This window comes from Bradyrhizobium sp. USDA 4452 (genome assembly GCF_054063575.1).
Genome location: NZ_JBSSGK010000001.1, coordinates 6,967,456 through 6,980,728, shown reverse-complemented (window position 1 = coordinate 6,980,728; position 13,273 = coordinate 6,967,456). Strand labels below are relative to the sequence as shown.

Annotated in this window: 13 protein-coding genes and 1 pseudogene; 10 read left to right on the top strand and 4 right to left on the bottom strand. The window is 62.3% G+C overall.

The features are described from left to right. Positions 1 to 12: 12 nt before the first annotated feature. Genes ACVISU_RS32645 through ACVISU_RS32605 form a run of 9 tightly spaced genes read left to right on the top strand, consistent with a single transcriptional unit; the run spans position 13 to position 9,608 of the window. Positions 13 to 1,125: an NAD-dependent epimerase/dehydratase family protein gene (locus ACVISU_RS32645; protein WP_456709662.1), complete on the top strand. Its 1,113-nt coding sequence runs from the start codon at positions 13 to 15 to the stop codon at positions 1,123 to 1,125. After that, on the top strand, positions 1,122 to 2,189 hold the full coding sequence (locus ACVISU_RS32640; RefSeq protein ID WP_456709661.1) for an NAD-dependent epimerase/dehydratase family protein: 1,068 nt from the start codon (positions 1,122 to 1,124) through the stop codon (positions 2,187 to 2,189). Before ACVISU_RS32645 ends, ACVISU_RS32640 begins: the two co-directional genes overlap by 4 nt. Further along, entirely contained in the window at positions 2,186 to 3,472 is a 1,287-nt protein-coding gene (locus ACVISU_RS32635; RefSeq protein ID WP_456709660.1) for a TIGR04295 family B12-binding domain-containing radical SAM protein, read from the top strand. The genes ACVISU_RS32640 and ACVISU_RS32635 overlap by 4 nt, the downstream gene beginning before the upstream one ends. Beyond that, positions 3,469 to 4,581: a glycosyltransferase family 4 protein gene (locus tag ACVISU_RS32630; protein ID WP_456709659.1), complete on the top strand. Its 1,113-nt coding sequence runs from the start codon at positions 3,469 to 3,471 to the stop codon at positions 4,579 to 4,581. The genes ACVISU_RS32635 and ACVISU_RS32630 overlap by 4 nt, the downstream gene beginning before the upstream one ends. Further along, complete coding sequence (locus tag ACVISU_RS32625; RefSeq protein WP_456709658.1) at positions 4,578 to 5,708, top strand: CgeB family protein; 1,131 nt, start codon at positions 4,578 to 4,580, stop codon at positions 5,706 to 5,708. The genes ACVISU_RS32630 and ACVISU_RS32625 overlap by 4 nt, the downstream gene beginning before the upstream one ends. After that, the gene (locus ACVISU_RS32620; RefSeq protein WP_456709657.1) at positions 5,705 to 6,793 is read left to right on the top strand and encodes a CgeB family protein; all 1,089 of its coding nucleotides are present in this window, start codon (positions 5,705 to 5,707) and stop codon (positions 6,791 to 6,793) included. Before ACVISU_RS32625 ends, ACVISU_RS32620 begins: the two co-directional genes overlap by 4 nt. Then, entirely contained in the window at positions 6,790 to 7,911 is a 1,122-nt protein-coding gene (locus ACVISU_RS32615; protein ID WP_456709656.1) for a CgeB family protein, read from the top strand. The genes ACVISU_RS32620 and ACVISU_RS32615 overlap by 4 nt, the downstream gene beginning before the upstream one ends. A 9-nt stretch (positions 7,912 to 7,920) precedes the next feature. Continuing rightward, complete coding sequence (locus ACVISU_RS32610; protein WP_050400756.1) at positions 7,921 to 8,985, top strand: UDP-glucuronic acid decarboxylase family protein; 1,065 nt, start codon at positions 7,921 to 7,923, stop codon at positions 8,983 to 8,985. Further along, the gene (locus tag ACVISU_RS32605) at positions 8,982 to 9,608 is read left to right on the top strand and encodes an NUDIX domain-containing protein (protein ID WP_456709655.1); all 627 of its coding nucleotides are present in this window, start codon (positions 8,982 to 8,984) and stop codon (positions 9,606 to 9,608) included. Before ACVISU_RS32610 ends, ACVISU_RS32605 begins: the two co-directional genes overlap by 4 nt. Before the next feature lie 231 nt (positions 9,609 to 9,839). On the opposite strand, the gene ACVISU_RS32600 is transcribed toward ACVISU_RS32605, so the two are convergent. The 4 genes and pseudogenes from ACVISU_RS32600 to ACVISU_RS32585 all read right to left on the bottom strand — a co-directional run. Continuing rightward, positions 9,840 to 10,001, bottom strand: a complete 162-nt coding sequence (locus ACVISU_RS32600; RefSeq protein ID WP_083992367.1) for a DUF2934 domain-containing protein — start codon at positions 9,999 to 10,001, stop codon at positions 9,840 to 9,842. After that, positions 9,998 to 10,210, bottom strand: coding sequence for a hypothetical protein (locus ACVISU_RS32595; RefSeq protein WP_456709654.1), 213 nt, complete (start codon positions 10,208 to 10,210; stop codon positions 9,998 to 10,000). Before ACVISU_RS32595 ends, ACVISU_RS32600 begins: the two co-directional genes overlap by 4 nt. Positions 10,211 to 10,310: 100 nt before the next feature. Continuing rightward, the gene (locus ACVISU_RS32590; RefSeq protein ID WP_456709653.1) at positions 10,311 to 10,511 is read right to left on the bottom strand and encodes a hypothetical protein; all 201 of its coding nucleotides are present in this window, start codon (positions 10,509 to 10,511) and stop codon (positions 10,311 to 10,313) included. A gap of 365 nt (positions 10,512 to 10,876) precedes the next feature. Continuing rightward, a pseudogene (locus ACVISU_RS32585) lies at positions 10,877 to 11,419 on the bottom strand (ParB/RepB/Spo0J family partition protein); the annotation flags it as partial. Between the two features lie 1,099 nt (positions 11,420 to 12,518). Between ACVISU_RS32585 and ACVISU_RS32580 the strand changes: the two are divergent. Then, a complete protein-coding gene (locus ACVISU_RS32580) occupies positions 12,519 to 13,262 on the top strand; it encodes an integrase (RefSeq protein WP_456709652.1) in 744 nt (247 codons plus the stop codon). Positions 13,263 to 13,273: the final 11 nt, after the last annotated feature.

Sequence of the window (13,273 nt, the reverse complement as noted above, 5' to 3'; positions counted from 1 at the left end):
GAGCAGCGGCGAATGACTCGTGTTTTGATTACTGGCGGCGCCGGATTTATCGGCTCACATGCTGCCGACACGTTGCTTGCCGCAGGCTACGAGGTCCGATTGCTGGACAATCTGTCTTTGCAGGTCCATGGCCCGGACGGCAAGCGCCCGTCCTATTTGAACAAGGACGCAGACCTCATGGTCGGCGACATCACGGATGAGCTTGCCATTGAGCGCGCGCTGCGGGGCGTAGACAAAGTGCTGCATCTGGCCTCGTCGGTTGGCGTGGGTCAGAGCATGTACGACATCGCGTCCTATGTCAGGACCAACGAGCTTGGCACCGCGCAGCTGCTCCAGGCTCTGTCGCGGCACCCTGTCGAACGACTCGTTGTCGCATCCTCAATGAGCGTCTACGGCGAGGGATTGTATCGAGGCATCGATCATGTCGCGTACGCCGCCGGCGACCGTTCGATCGATCAGCTCCGCGACGGCGACTGGGAGTTGCACGACAGCGTCGGGCGAAACCTGGAGCCGGTGCCGACTCCCGAATCCAAGCTACCATGCCTCAGCTCAATCTATGCGCTGAACAAATATGCGCAGGAACGCATGTGCCTGATCACTGGAAGGGCTTACGGTATCCCGACCGTCGCACTCCGCTTTTTCAATGTGTTCGGTCCGCGCCAGGCGCTGTCAAATCCCTACACGGGCGTCTTGGCGATCTTCGCCGCGAGGCTGCTGAACAGCAGGTCGCCCCTGGTGTTCGAGGACGGTCTGCAGCGCCGCGACTTCGTCCACGTCAGCGATGTAGCGCGAGCCTGCCATCTAGCGCTGGAGTCGCGCCACGCTTCGGAGGTCTTCAACATCGGTTCAGGTCAGAGCCGGACGATCCTGTCCGTCGCACAGAGCCTCGCCGAGGTCATGGGCCGAACCGACATCGCGCCCGAGATTACCGGAAAGTACCGTGTCGGCGACATCCGCCATTGCTTCGCCGATATCAGCAAGGCATCTGCCGAGCTGGATTTTGCGCCGAATGTCGCCTTCGAGGATGGTCTTGACGAGCTGTCCGGTTACCTAGCCGATCAGATCGCCGATGACCATGTCGAGCGGGCTGCCGAGGAACTGTCACGCCGGGGACTGGTGGCATGATGGACGCAGGCCAGAACAGACCCGTGCTGGTGACCGGCGGCTGCGGCTTCATCGGCTGCAACCTCGCAGACCGGCTTGCGGCCCGCGGCGACTCAGTCGTGGTCTTCGATAGTCTCGCCCGCACCGGCGTTCGCGAAAATGCGCACTGGCTCAAGTCGAGACATGACGGACGGGTCGAGATCGTCGTCGCTGATATTCGCGATCCTATTCCCGTCATCGATGCCGTTAAGGACGCTCGCGCCGTGCTGCACCTCGCGGCCCAGGTAGCCGTTACCGACAGCCTGTCCGACCCCGCAGGCGATTTCGAGACCAACGCGCACGGGACTCTCAACGTGCTGGAGGCCGTCCGCCTGCACAATCCATCGGCGCCTGTCCTGTTTGCGTCCACGAACAAGGTCTATGGCCGGCTGGGTGACCAGACCGGCGTTACCCGCGTAGACCGGCGCTACGTACCGGTTGCCGACGGCGTTGCTCGAGGCGTCTCCGAGGACACGCCGCTCGATTTTTATAGCCCGTATGGCTGCTCCAAGGGCACGGCCGATCAGTATGTCCATGACTATGCCCGGGTGTTCGGGTTGCAAACTGTCGTGATGCGAATGAGCTGCATCTACGGGCCTCGGCAGTTCGGCACAGAAGATCAGGGCTGGATCGCACATTTCCTCAGGAGCGCGATCGAGAACCGAGCCCTGACAATCTACGGCGACGGATATCAGGTGCGCGATGCGCTGCATGTCAATGATGCCGCCGAGGTCTGGCTGTCGGCGCTCGACCAAATCGGACTCAGCCGTGGCCGCGTGTTCAACCTTGGTGGCGGCTCCTCCAATGCGGTGAGCCTGCTCGAGCTGATCGACGAGATCGCGCAGCTGACCGGCCGCGAGGTGCAATACGGGTTCGCCGACTGGCGGCCTGGCGACCAGCCCTGGTACGTCACGGACACCAGCGCGCTCACCAAATTGTTGGGTTGGACGCCGAAGGTCCCGCTGCGCGAGGGCTTGCAGTCGCTGCATGCCTGGCTCGACGGCCGGTTCGGGCCATCCGTCGTACACAAGGGAGCCTCGGCATGACCCGCGTTGCTCTGATCAATCCGAATTGGAATTTCGACGGCAGCATCTATTTCGGTTGTCGCCAACCACACTTGCCGATCGAGTTCGGCATCTCCGCGCATTATCTGCGTCAAGCCGGTCACCCGACGCTACTGCTCGATGCCCATATGTTCGACCTCTCGCATTGCGAAATCGAGGCCGAGCTCCGCGCCTTCAGGCCTGATCTGATCGCGGTCACCACTGCGCCGACCTATTTGTTCTGGCGCTGCGCACCGCCCGAGCTGCGTATCCCACAGGAACTGCTGCTCTCGCTGTTCGGTCTGGCACCAACCCTGGTCGCCGTCGGTCCGCACGGATCGACGACGCCGAGAACGGCGCTGCGCAAGCTCGGCGCAGATATCGTGGTGATGGGCGAGTGCGAGCGCGCGTTGGTGCGCCTTGCCAATGGCGATCGCGATTTCGCCGGACTCTGCTTCCTCGATGGCAGAACCGTTCGGGTCAACGGCGGACCGCAGGCCGTCGCCTTCAAGGACCAGCCCGCGCTGCAATGGCCGGCCGAGATGATCCGTAGTCATCATCACCATCATCACCGCTTCGAGGCGGAACCGACCGGCGCCGGCGCCGAGGTCGAAGCCTCGCGGGGGTGCCCCTATAACTGCACGTTCTGCGCCAAGGAGAATTTCCGCAACGCCTATCGCCGGCGTCCCGCAGCGGCGGTCCTCGACGAGATCGACGGCCTGCGGCGTCACGACACCGAGTACCTCTACTTCATCGACGAGATCTTCCTGCCGAATGCCGAACTTCTGCACGGACTGACCGCACGCGGCATCAAGTTCGGCATCCAGACCCGGATCGACCTCTGGAAGCCCGACATGCTGGCGCTGCTCGGCCGCGCCGGCTGTGTATCGATCGAGGCTGGCGTGGAAAGCCTGACGCCGGAGGGCCGCGTAGCGCTGGCCAAGAACTGCAAGATGACGACGGACCAGCTGGCGGACCGGCTGATCGAGGCCCGCCGGCACGTTCCCTTCGTCCAAGCCAACCTGATCGAGATGCCCGAAGACGACGATCCGGTCGTCCAGCGTTGGCGACGCCAGATGCAGGATGCCGGCGTCTGGGCCAACGATCCGGTCCCGATCTATCCGTATCCGGGCTCGCCGGACTATCGAAAGCTCTGGGGCGAGCCGGACGACTTCGCCTGGGAGCGAGCACACCAGCACTACCTCGCGATATTCGACCAGTTCAGCGATGTCCAGGAAGGACGTCCAGTCCCGCTCGCCGAACTCGAGCTGCAGGTTACGCCATGACTGCGACGTCACGCCTCACCGTGATGATGACAACCGATGCGATCGGCGGCGTCTGGAACTTCTCGTGCTTGCTCGCCACGGCGCTGGCCGGCATGGGCGCGGATGTTCATCTCGTCGTGATGGGGCCGGCTCCGAGTTCCGAGCAACGCGGCATGCTGCGTGATTTTCGCGTCCAACTGATCGAGACCAATCTCGCGCTGGAGTGGCAAGACCCGGACGGAGCCGATCTGCCCAACGCCAGACGTGTGCTTGCCGGCCTCGAATCGCGGATCCGTCCCGACGTCATCCATCTCAACAGCTACCGCGAGGCCTCATTCAATTGGATGGCCCCGACAATCGTCGTTGCGCACTCCTGCGTGAACTCCTGGGCGCGTGCTTGCAACGATACGGCATGGCTCGACCAGCCGGCGTGGCAACACTACACCAGCTCGGTCCGGGAAGGCCTCAATGCGGCGTATAACTGGGTCAGTCCCAGCCGGAAACTACAGCATGCTATTCACGAGATTTATTGCCCGAACACGCCCGGCACCGTGATCTGGAATGGCGCGCTGCCGGTTTCGCTGCCGACGCCCAAACGTGCCTTTCTGCTGGCGGCAGGCCGGCTTTGGGACCCCGCTAAGAACCTCTCTGCCACCGCCGAGCTTGCGCAAGGACTGGATTGGCCGGTGCTGATGGCCGGCCCGACATCGGGCCGTATCCCGGCCGGCCCCATCTGGCTCGGGTCGCTCGATCATGATTCGCTGCTAGCCCGCATGAAGCAGGCAGCGATCTTTGTCAGCCTAGCGCTCTATGAGCCGTTCGGCCTTGCTGTGCTCGAAGCTGCATCGGCCGGCTGCGCGCTGGTTCTCTCGGATATTCCGACGTTTCGCGAACTGTGGGACGACGCCGCCCTGTTCGTGGATCCTGCCAACAAGCGTGAGCTCAACCGCGCGGTGAACAGACTCTGCGCCGATTACGACTGGCGCGTACAGCTTCAGCACGCCGCCCAGGAGCGGTCGCGGCGCTACTCGTTGGCGCAAATGGCCGGCACGTATCATGATCTCTATGCCGCCCTGCCAGCGGCTCGTGCGACCCAATCGCCCGCACCCGCTTTGGAGATGACGGCATGAAATGCGTTCTGTTCTGTCATGCGTTCACCTCGTGCTGGAACAATGGCAATGCCCATTTTCTCCGCGGCGTCGCGCGCGAGCTCGATGCGCTCGGGCACGACGTCGGCATCTACGAACCAGCCGATGGCTGGAGCCGGCTCAACGCGCTTCGTGATGGCGGCGAACAGGCGCTGCGGGAAGCCGAAGCTCTGCTGCCCGGGATCGATATCAGGCAGTATCAGCCCGGCCTCAATCTCGAAGAGGTCCTGGACGACGCGGGCCTCGTGATCGTCCATGAGTGGAATCGTCCTGACCTGGTCAAGGCAATCGGTCGACATCGTATCTTGTCAGGTGACTACACGCTGCTGTTTCACGATACCCATCACCGCGCGGTGACTTCCCCCCAGGAACTGGCGCGCTTCGACCTATCCGGATTCGATGGCGTGCTCGCCTTCGGCGAGATCCTGCGGGAGATCTATCTCGGGCTCGGCTGGACCAATCGTGCTTACACCTGGCACGAAGCCGCGGACACCGGTCTTTATCACCCGATGCCGCACATTCCGCGACGGAACGACGTGGTCTGGATCGGAAATTGGGGCGATGGAGAGCGCGCAGCCGAACTCATCGAGTTCCTGATCTCCCCTGCGTCACAGCTGGGATTGCGCGGCGAAATTCACGGCGTGCGCTACTCGGAGGCCGCATTGCGTGTGATCGAGGCGGCGGGCATGGATTATTGCGGCTGGTTGCCGGCACATCGTGCGCCTGCGGCGTTCGCGGCCGCACGTGCAACGGTCCATGTGCCACGCGGCCCCTATGTGCAGGCGCTCCCTGGGATACCGACCATCCGGATGTTCGAGGCGCTTGCCTGCGGCATTCCGATCGTCTCCGCACCGTGGAGCGACGTCGAGCGCTTGTTTCCGGAAAACGCCTATCTGCGAGCCCGCAATGGCGATCAGATGCGGACGGCACTTAAGACGCTGCTGCACGATCCGCAGCTTGCATGCGCAACGGTGAAGTCGGGCCTTGACGCGATTGCGGAGCGACATACCTGTCGCCACCGCGTCATTCAGCTGCTCGACATTGTCGCGCAAATCCGAGGGCCCCGGCGGCAAACGGCACAATCTCGGCGGGAAGGAGCGCTCGCATGAAGATCTGCTTCTTCGGCTCCAGCCTCGTCTCCTCCTATTGGAACGGCGCCGCGACTTACTACCGCGGCATGCTCAAGGAGCTCGCAGCCCTTGGCCACGATATTAGCTTCTTCGAGCCCGACGCCTTCCAGCGCCAGCAGCATCGCGATATCGCAGATCCGCCCTGGGCCAAGGTTCTGGTCTATCCGGCGACAACTGAAGGATGGCAGAGTTCACTTGAGATTGCCGCCCGGTCCGCCGACCTCCTGATCAAGGCGAGCGGCGTCGGCGTTTTCGATCAGGAGCTTGAGAACGCAGTGGTCGAGATCCCCTCGCGCGCCGTCCGCATCTACTGGGATGTTGACGCGCCGGCGACGCTAGACGCGATGTCGCAGCACCCCCACCATCATCTGCGCAGGGCGATCCCGCGCTACGACCTGGTTTTGACCTATGGCGGCGGCGAGCCCGTTATAGCTGCCTACCGATCCGTCGGTGCGCCCGACTGCATTCCGATCTACAACGCGCTGGACACGTCGACGCATTTCCCTGCCCCGGCGAGCCCGAGGTTCGGCTGCGATCTCGGCCTGCTGGCGAACCGCTTGCCCGACCGAGAGCAACGGATCGACAATTTCTTCCTCGAGGTCGCCCGCACCTTGCCGTCAAGACAGTTCGTGCTGGGCGGCTCGGGCTGGGACAACAAGGACACGCCCGCCAATGTCCGCCGTGTTGGCCACGTCGGCACCGGCGATCATAACGCGTTCTTCTGCTCCGGCCTCGCCACGCTGAACGTCAATCGCGAGAGCATGGCGCGCTATGGATTTTCGCCGCCGACACGCGTTTTCGAGGCTGCCGGCGCCGGGGCATGCCTGATTACCGACGACTGGAAGGGCATCGACGCCTTCCTCGAGCCGGGGCGCGAGGTACTGGTCGCATCGAGCGGCGCCGCCGTCGCCGAGCATCTGGATTCGCTGACGCGAGAGATTGCGCGCGCGATCTCGTTGCGCGCAAGAGCGCGAATCCTCGCGCATCACACCTACCGGCAGCGCGCGCGGCAGTTCAACACGCTGTTCGCGGAACGAGCAGCGAGAATAGAGGCAGCGGAATGACCCTCAGCATTGTCGTCATTGGACTATCGGTTACCTCGTCTTGGGGGAACGGTCACGCGACCACCTATCGCGCCCTGATCGAGGCCCTGGCGCAGCGCGACCATCGCGTGACATTCCTGGAGCGGGACATGCCGTGGTATCGCGAACATCGCGACCTCGCCAAGCCATCAACCTGGTCGGTTGAACTCTATCAATCGCTCCCGGACCTTGCGTTTAGATTCGGCAAGACCATCAGCATCGCCGATGTCGTGATCGTCGGTTCATACGTTCCCGATGGCATCGCGGTTGCGGATTGGGTAACCACCAACGCGCGAGGCATAACGGCCTTCTACGATATTGATACGCCCGTCACGCTTGCCGGTCTCGATCGAGGTCTGCCATATCTTTCCGCGGCGCTGATCCCGCGATTTGATCTTTATTTGTCATTCACGGCAGGAGACGTGCCAAAGGTCGTCGAGACCGAATATGGCAGCCCGCTCGCACGCGTACTCCATTGCAGCGCCGATATTGACCTCTACCGGGGCCAGCAGAGCGAGCCGAAATGGCAGCTCGGTTATCTCGGAACCTACAGCCCTGACCGTCAAGACTCGGTCGAGCGGTTAATGGTCGCTCCAGCGCGTGCCGCGCCGGACCTGCAGTTTGTCGTCGCCGGCTCGCAGTATCCTGCCATAGAGTGGCCGGAGAATGTCGCGCGGATCGATCATCTCGCTCCGTCCCGGCACGCAGCTTTCTACTCAGAGCAACGTTTCACACTGAACATTACGCGTGCGGATATGCGCGCTCTCGGCTTTTCGCCCAGTGTGCGACTGTTCGAGGCAGCCGCATGCGGAACGCCTATCATTTCGGATCGCTGGCCGGGCATCGAGACGATCCTGGAGCCCGGGGCCGAGATACTGCTCGTTGACGATTCGGGCGATGTCGTCGAGATCCTGCGCGACATGCCGGACGAACGTCGGCAGTCGATCGGCGCAAGAGCCCGTCGGCGCATTCTGGCCGACCACACGCCAGCACATCGGGCACGTCAGCTGGAATTCTATCTACAGGAAGCGACCGCCCAGCGCCGATCGAAATCGGTTAACCGACCGAGCGTACGCAGCAAGCAAGCTGCAGAGATCTGAGGAGGGTCTATGACATATCAAGCGCGGATCACCGGCACTCGACCTGCACGCACCGTATTGATCACGGGCGGCGCTGGCTTTATCGGATCGCATCTTTGTGACGCATTGTTACGTCGGGGCGAACGCGTGATCTGTGTCGACAATCTCTTCACCGGCACGCTCGACAACATCAGGCCGCTTCTCAATCATCCGCGATTCGAATTCATCCAACACGACGTCCGCGACCCATTAAGCATCTCCGTGGAAGTCGACCAGATCTACAGCCTGGCCTGTCCGGCCTCGCCACGGCACTACCAGCGGGATCCGATCGGCACGATGAAGACGTGCGTCATCGGCACCATGAATGTACTTGAGTTGGCTCGACAGAAAGCCGCGCGCGTCCTGCAAGCCTCGACCAGCGAAGTCTATGGCGATCCCGAGGTTCATCCGCAGCCGGAGACCTATGTCGGTCATGTCAACATGATCGGGCCCCGCGCCTGTTACGACGAGGGCAAACGCGCGGCGGAGACTTTGATGTTCGACTACCAGCGGACGCATGGTGTGGAAGTGAAGGTCGCCCGCATCTTCAACACTTATGGGCCCCGCATGCTGGAGAATGACGGGCGTGTCGTCTCCAATTTCATTGTCCAGGCGCTGCGCGGCGAACCGATCACAATCTATGGTGAGGGTAGCCAGACGAGAAGCTTCTGCTTTATCGACGATCTCGTCAGGGGCCTCGAATTGCTGATGGAGAGTCCGTCGACGGTGACGGGGCCTTGCAACCTCGGCAATCCCCAGGAGATCACCATCGAGGCCATCGCGCGAACGGTTCTTGCATGTACGCGATCGGCGTCGCCGCTGCGGTTCGAGTCCCTCCCAGAGGATGATCCCAAACGCCGGAAGCCCGTCATTGAAACCGCGGAACGATTACTGGGCTGGCGTCCTCGGGTGGCGTTGCAGGACGGTCTACAGGCGACAATCGCCTACTTCTCGCTCCGCGTGGCAACTCCAGCTCCCGCTCTGGTCAGCGCGCGACCGTCGGCCTCATCGGCGCGACGCAGGCGGGCGCAGCTGACCCTGGCCGGCCAGCAATGACACTGCCAAACCTAGTCGGCGGCGATCGCGAACCGCGATCGATCACTGTGTCTCCTCCACAGCCGATCGGTCGCGGCTACCGCAATTATCATCGTTTCGCCGTGGCGGACCGGCAAGGGACCGAAGTCGGCGCGACCTATGAACGCGACGTGCTGCGCTCCGGGCGCGTCGTTGGCGTGCTGGCAATCGACCTCGAGCGCGATGAAGTCGTTCTGACCCGCCAATTCCGGATCGGCGGTCATCTCGCGACGGGACGCGGCGAGATGATCGAGATCGTGGCCGGCCGGGTCGATCCCGGCGAGACATCCGAAGCGGCGGCGCGACGCGAGTGCGTCGAAGAGATCGGGCTCATGCCGCTATCCATGAAGCGGCTGTTCGACTTCCTGCCGGCGCCAGCGCTCACTGACGAGATCATGACGCTTTTCTTGGCACGTGTCGATGCTGCTGCAGCGCCCGTGCGCGCGGGCGCGCCGAACGACGGCGAAGATATCGCGGTTATCCGCTACCGGATAGGACGCGCCATCGAGCTGGTAAATGGAAACGAGATCCAAAGCGCTCCGACAATTCTCGCCCTGCAATGGCTGCAACTCTCGTTCTCTTCAGTCGACAGCTCCATCGTATAGCCCGCGACCGACGACCCCCTTGGTCTCCTTGACGGACTCGTAGAGACGTTCGAGGTCATCCTGATTCGCGTGGTGGCTTCCAGCCAGGTTATTAATGGTCGTTCGCTCCGCCATCCGGATGCCAGCCGATAAGTTTAAGTCCAGAGGCACAACCAAATACCGACATTCCAGTCAGGTGGCGATCTGACCGCCACCCAGCCAGGCCGTGGCGGATCGGGCAATTTGAGTTGATCACAGCGTGTCCGGCGTCCGCAGCGGTGAGGACTTGTCCTCGTTGATCAGCTCCTGTTCGGCCAAGTGCCAGAACTCCGCATCGCGGCCTTCAGGCTTTCCGGCCTTTTCCCACAGCTCATAAGCCCGGGCTGCGACAGCCTCGTCAATCCGTCCGTTCATGCGGCCTTCTGTCTGTTCTTTCGGTAAGCTTCGATCGCGCGGTTGGCGAGCATGATTTTTCGCCGCTCCTCCGTCAGCGTCATCTTTCCGATTTCCTTCACGAGGAGCCGGCTGGTCTCATAGCCATCGACAATTTCGCCTGACGCTTCGAGGAAATCCCAGGCGATCTGGACAGCACTCTCGACAAGGAGGTGTACGCTCTCACTCATAAGCAGAAAATGTCCGGGGATGCAGGTAGGTTCCTAAGCGAAGGGCCCCCGCCGGATACGAGAGCCCTTCAAGAGCCTAGGGGAGGAGAACCCCAAGCCCCTATGTCGGGGATTGAAGGCCCGGTGAACTCATCCACTCATCGAGATGGGCGGCGGTCTCCGCCTGACGGGCTTTCTTGACAAGCTGTTCACGCTCGGCGCCCTCAGGCATTTGCTTGGCTTGTTCACGGCTCTGCGCCGCGAACCTCCTGAGCCTCTCCTGCAGGGTTTCTGCTTGTCTGAAACGACGCCGTTTCTTCATGGCGCAGCTCCCTATTTGGGTAAGGTGGGCGCGCTGCGTTGCGCGTTTCATCACCGGTCGCCGTTGGCCGCACAGTGATCTGGCCCATGTAAGTACGAATCCGGGCGCCGATCTACAACGTGTGTTACTTTCTGAAAATCCACCTGAACGAGCTCGCTCGCGGCAAGCCTTCGGACGTGATGTCGCGGTGTTCGATTTCAGCCAGCCGTAAAAGCCGGCACACCGTGCCTTGGGATTTTCTGAGTGGTTTACTCAATTTGCTCTTCCGACTAATGACGCTGTCCAGCGCCTCACGGATCTTGCTCGATGTGGCGCATTTCGAGCCGGTGTCGACCTTGCCCATACAGACGAGGTCTTTGCCTTCCCTGCTCAAGCGTCAGATCGCCGTCGCGATAGAGCTGCACCAATTTGGGCGAAACCGCGCCCAGTCGCAGGCGTTGCCGTACCACATGCGCGGTCACGCCGAAGCGAGCCGCGATCTCCTCCGCACCGAGCCCGCGCTCGTCCGCGAGCTTTCGGAACGCCTCGAACTGGTCGGCCGGATGCATGCTCTCCCGGGTGACGTTCTCGTCCAGGCTGATCTCGTGAGGATCGTTCGCGGTATCGACGATGCAGGCGGATCGGCTCGTTCTTCCTGATCTCCTTCCGCTTCACCCGCAGCAACTGGGCCAGCCCGCTGCCCTCGCCGATGGTCACGCAAAATAATCCCGGTGGCCGCTCCCTCGCCATCGACCTCCGGTTCAACGACCAGATTCTGCAGCATGCCCTTGGCCGCAATGCTCACCGCCAGGGCCTCAATCGCCGCATCGCTGTGCGTCGTCTTGCGGGCATTCTTAGGCGACTTCTAGCTTGCTGAGCGGAATGAGAACCTCTGTTCCGTTCAGTTGTTCGATTGACTTGGCCGACATGATCGATCTCCTCTTGGCTTCATGGGTGCAGGGCGCACTCCGCGCCTGCGCCCTGCCCGTCGGCGAGACCGGGGGTAGCAAGTGCCAGGGCGACCCGACCTGTGGGGTATCGCCCGCCCGAACGGGGCCGCTCGAAGAGCGGGTCTGCACAAGCGTGTCCCAATTCGTCCAAGGTCGGCAGGCTGAGCAAAGCGCGGAAGACCGGGGAGACCGCTCGGGGCGGCGCCGGCAACAGCCGGCGCTTTACCCTGGCGCGCGCGAGGGGCGGAGCCCCGTAGCTCTCGACGATGAGAACGGAATTGAGATCAAGCCAACGGTGACAAGATCAAGGGGGCAACCGCCGACAGGGCAGTGATAGCGACGCGGGCATGCAATGACCGCGGGCACCGAGGCGACTGCAGTCGCGAGACCGGTTAACAAGGCACCCGAACGCGGGACAGTGATAACGACGCCGGCATGCAATGACGGGGGGCCCGCGGGCGAGTGCCTCCGGCGAGCGACTCATTATTATCCTCCCTTTGCGCGAGGGATCGCAGCCGGCTGGCCGAGACGCCACGCGGCTCGGGTCACAAGAGCCCGGTGCGGGGATAGCCGCACGCGCGCCCAATCAGAAGCAAATTAGACGGTGGCAGGGAGAGTGAATTGGAGTGAAATCATCACCCCGGCCTTCGAACGATTTCGTCGCATCTCAAGACAATGTGAGCCGTCTGATCGGGCTTGATTGCAATTGCGCAATCGCATTTCCACAAGGCGACAGCTTGATCTCGATGCCGCTGCTTGCAGTTGCGCCAGCTGATGAAACTGCGAAGCTCGTTCTCTCCTTGGCATCAGTTGCACCGTTGGATCTGTTCGATGGAGTCCGATAGGAAGAATATTGGCCGGCGCCTTGTGTCACGCGAACAGGCCGCGTCCTATTGCAGCTTATCCGTCAGTGCTTTTTCCAGGTGGGTGAAGGTCGGGATACTGCCCCCTGCTCTTTCCGGCACATCACGGTGGGACTTGAAAGCAATCGACCACGCGCTAGACTCTCTGAGCAGGCTACCCGCATCCGAAACTTTCGACGTTGCGAGTTCTGCCCTGGACGAGTGGAGAGCGAAGCGTGCGCGTCAATCTGAAAGGCATACACAGAGTCACGCGACGGCTCGCGAATGGTGATGTGCGCGTCCACTACTACGCGTGGCGCGGTGGCCCGGCGATCGAGGCCAAGCCGAACACGCCCGAGTTCTTGCTCGCATATAATGAGGCGCACGCAAGTCTGCGGCAACCCCGTGCCGGCACCTTCATGACGATCATCGCCCAATATAAGGCTGCGCTGGAATTCACCGGCCTCGCCGCATCTAGCCGGCGCTCGTATCTGGCCTATCTCAAGCTCATCGAGAATGAGTTCGGTGACCTGCCCTTGGCAGCGCTCACCGATCGTCGGGTGCGCGGCGATTTCAAGAGTTGGCGCGATTCATTCGCCGAGACGCCTCGCAAGGCCGACTACGCCTGGACGACGCTGGCGCGGATCATGTCGTTCGCAAAGGACCGCGGCATCATCGCAACCAACCCATGCGAGCGCGGCGGTCGCCTCTATGCGGCTGATCGAAGGGACAATATCTGGGGCGAGCAACAGATGGCAGCCATCCTCCAGACCGCCAGCGCTGAGATCAAATTTGCCATCATGTTGGCTCTCTGGATCGGCCAGCGGCAAGGCGATCTCCTGCGGCTGCCGTGGTCGGCCTATGACGGGTCCCATATCAGGCTGCGCCAATCGAAGACTGGCCGCCGGATCGCGATGCCTGCGGGGGCTCCGCTCAAAGCCGTCCTGGACAGGCCGAGCGGCGAAGCCCCCTCATTCTGACCAACTCGTAT

What these genes read in the sequence shown, in the direction of transcription:
- ACVISU_RS32590 (WP_456709653.1), bottom strand. Translation starts at nt 10,511, where the DNA reads ATGAAGAAACGGCGTCGTTTCAGACAAGCAGAAACCCTGCAGGAGAGG.
- ACVISU_RS32620 (WP_456709657.1), top strand. Translation starts at nt 5,705, where the DNA reads ATGAAGATCTGCTTCTTCGGCTCCAGCCTCGTCTCCTCCTATTGGAAC.
- ACVISU_RS32645 (WP_456709662.1), top strand. Translation starts at nt 13, where the DNA reads ATGACTCGTGTTTTGATTACTGGCGGCGCCGGATTTATCGGCTCACAT.
- ACVISU_RS32600 (WP_083992367.1), bottom strand. Translation starts at nt 10,001, where the DNA reads ATGAACGGACGGATTGACGAGGCTGTCGCAGCCCGGGCTTATGAGCTG.
- ACVISU_RS32630 (WP_456709659.1), top strand. Translation starts at nt 3,469, where the DNA reads ATGACTGCGACGTCACGCCTCACCGTGATGATGACAACCGATGCGATC.
- ACVISU_RS32615 (WP_456709656.1), top strand. Translation starts at nt 6,790, where the DNA reads ATGACCCTCAGCATTGTCGTCATTGGACTATCGGTTACCTCGTCTTGG.
- ACVISU_RS32595 (WP_456709654.1), bottom strand. Translation starts at nt 10,210, where the DNA reads ATGAGTGAGAGCGTACACCTCCTTGTCGAGAGTGCTGTCCAGATCGCC.
- ACVISU_RS32605 (WP_456709655.1), top strand. Translation starts at nt 8,982, where the DNA reads ATGACACTGCCAAACCTAGTCGGCGGCGATCGCGAACCGCGATCGATC.
- ACVISU_RS32635 (WP_456709660.1), top strand. Translation starts at nt 2,186, where the DNA reads ATGACCCGCGTTGCTCTGATCAATCCGAATTGGAATTTCGACGGCAGC.
- ACVISU_RS32610 (WP_050400756.1), top strand. Translation starts at nt 7,921, where the DNA reads ATGACATATCAAGCGCGGATCACCGGCACTCGACCTGCACGCACCGTA.
- ACVISU_RS32625 (WP_456709658.1), top strand. Translation starts at nt 4,578, where the DNA reads ATGAAATGCGTTCTGTTCTGTCATGCGTTCACCTCGTGCTGGAACAAT.
- ACVISU_RS32640 (WP_456709661.1), top strand. Translation starts at nt 1,122, where the DNA reads ATGATGGACGCAGGCCAGAACAGACCCGTGCTGGTGACCGGCGGCTGC.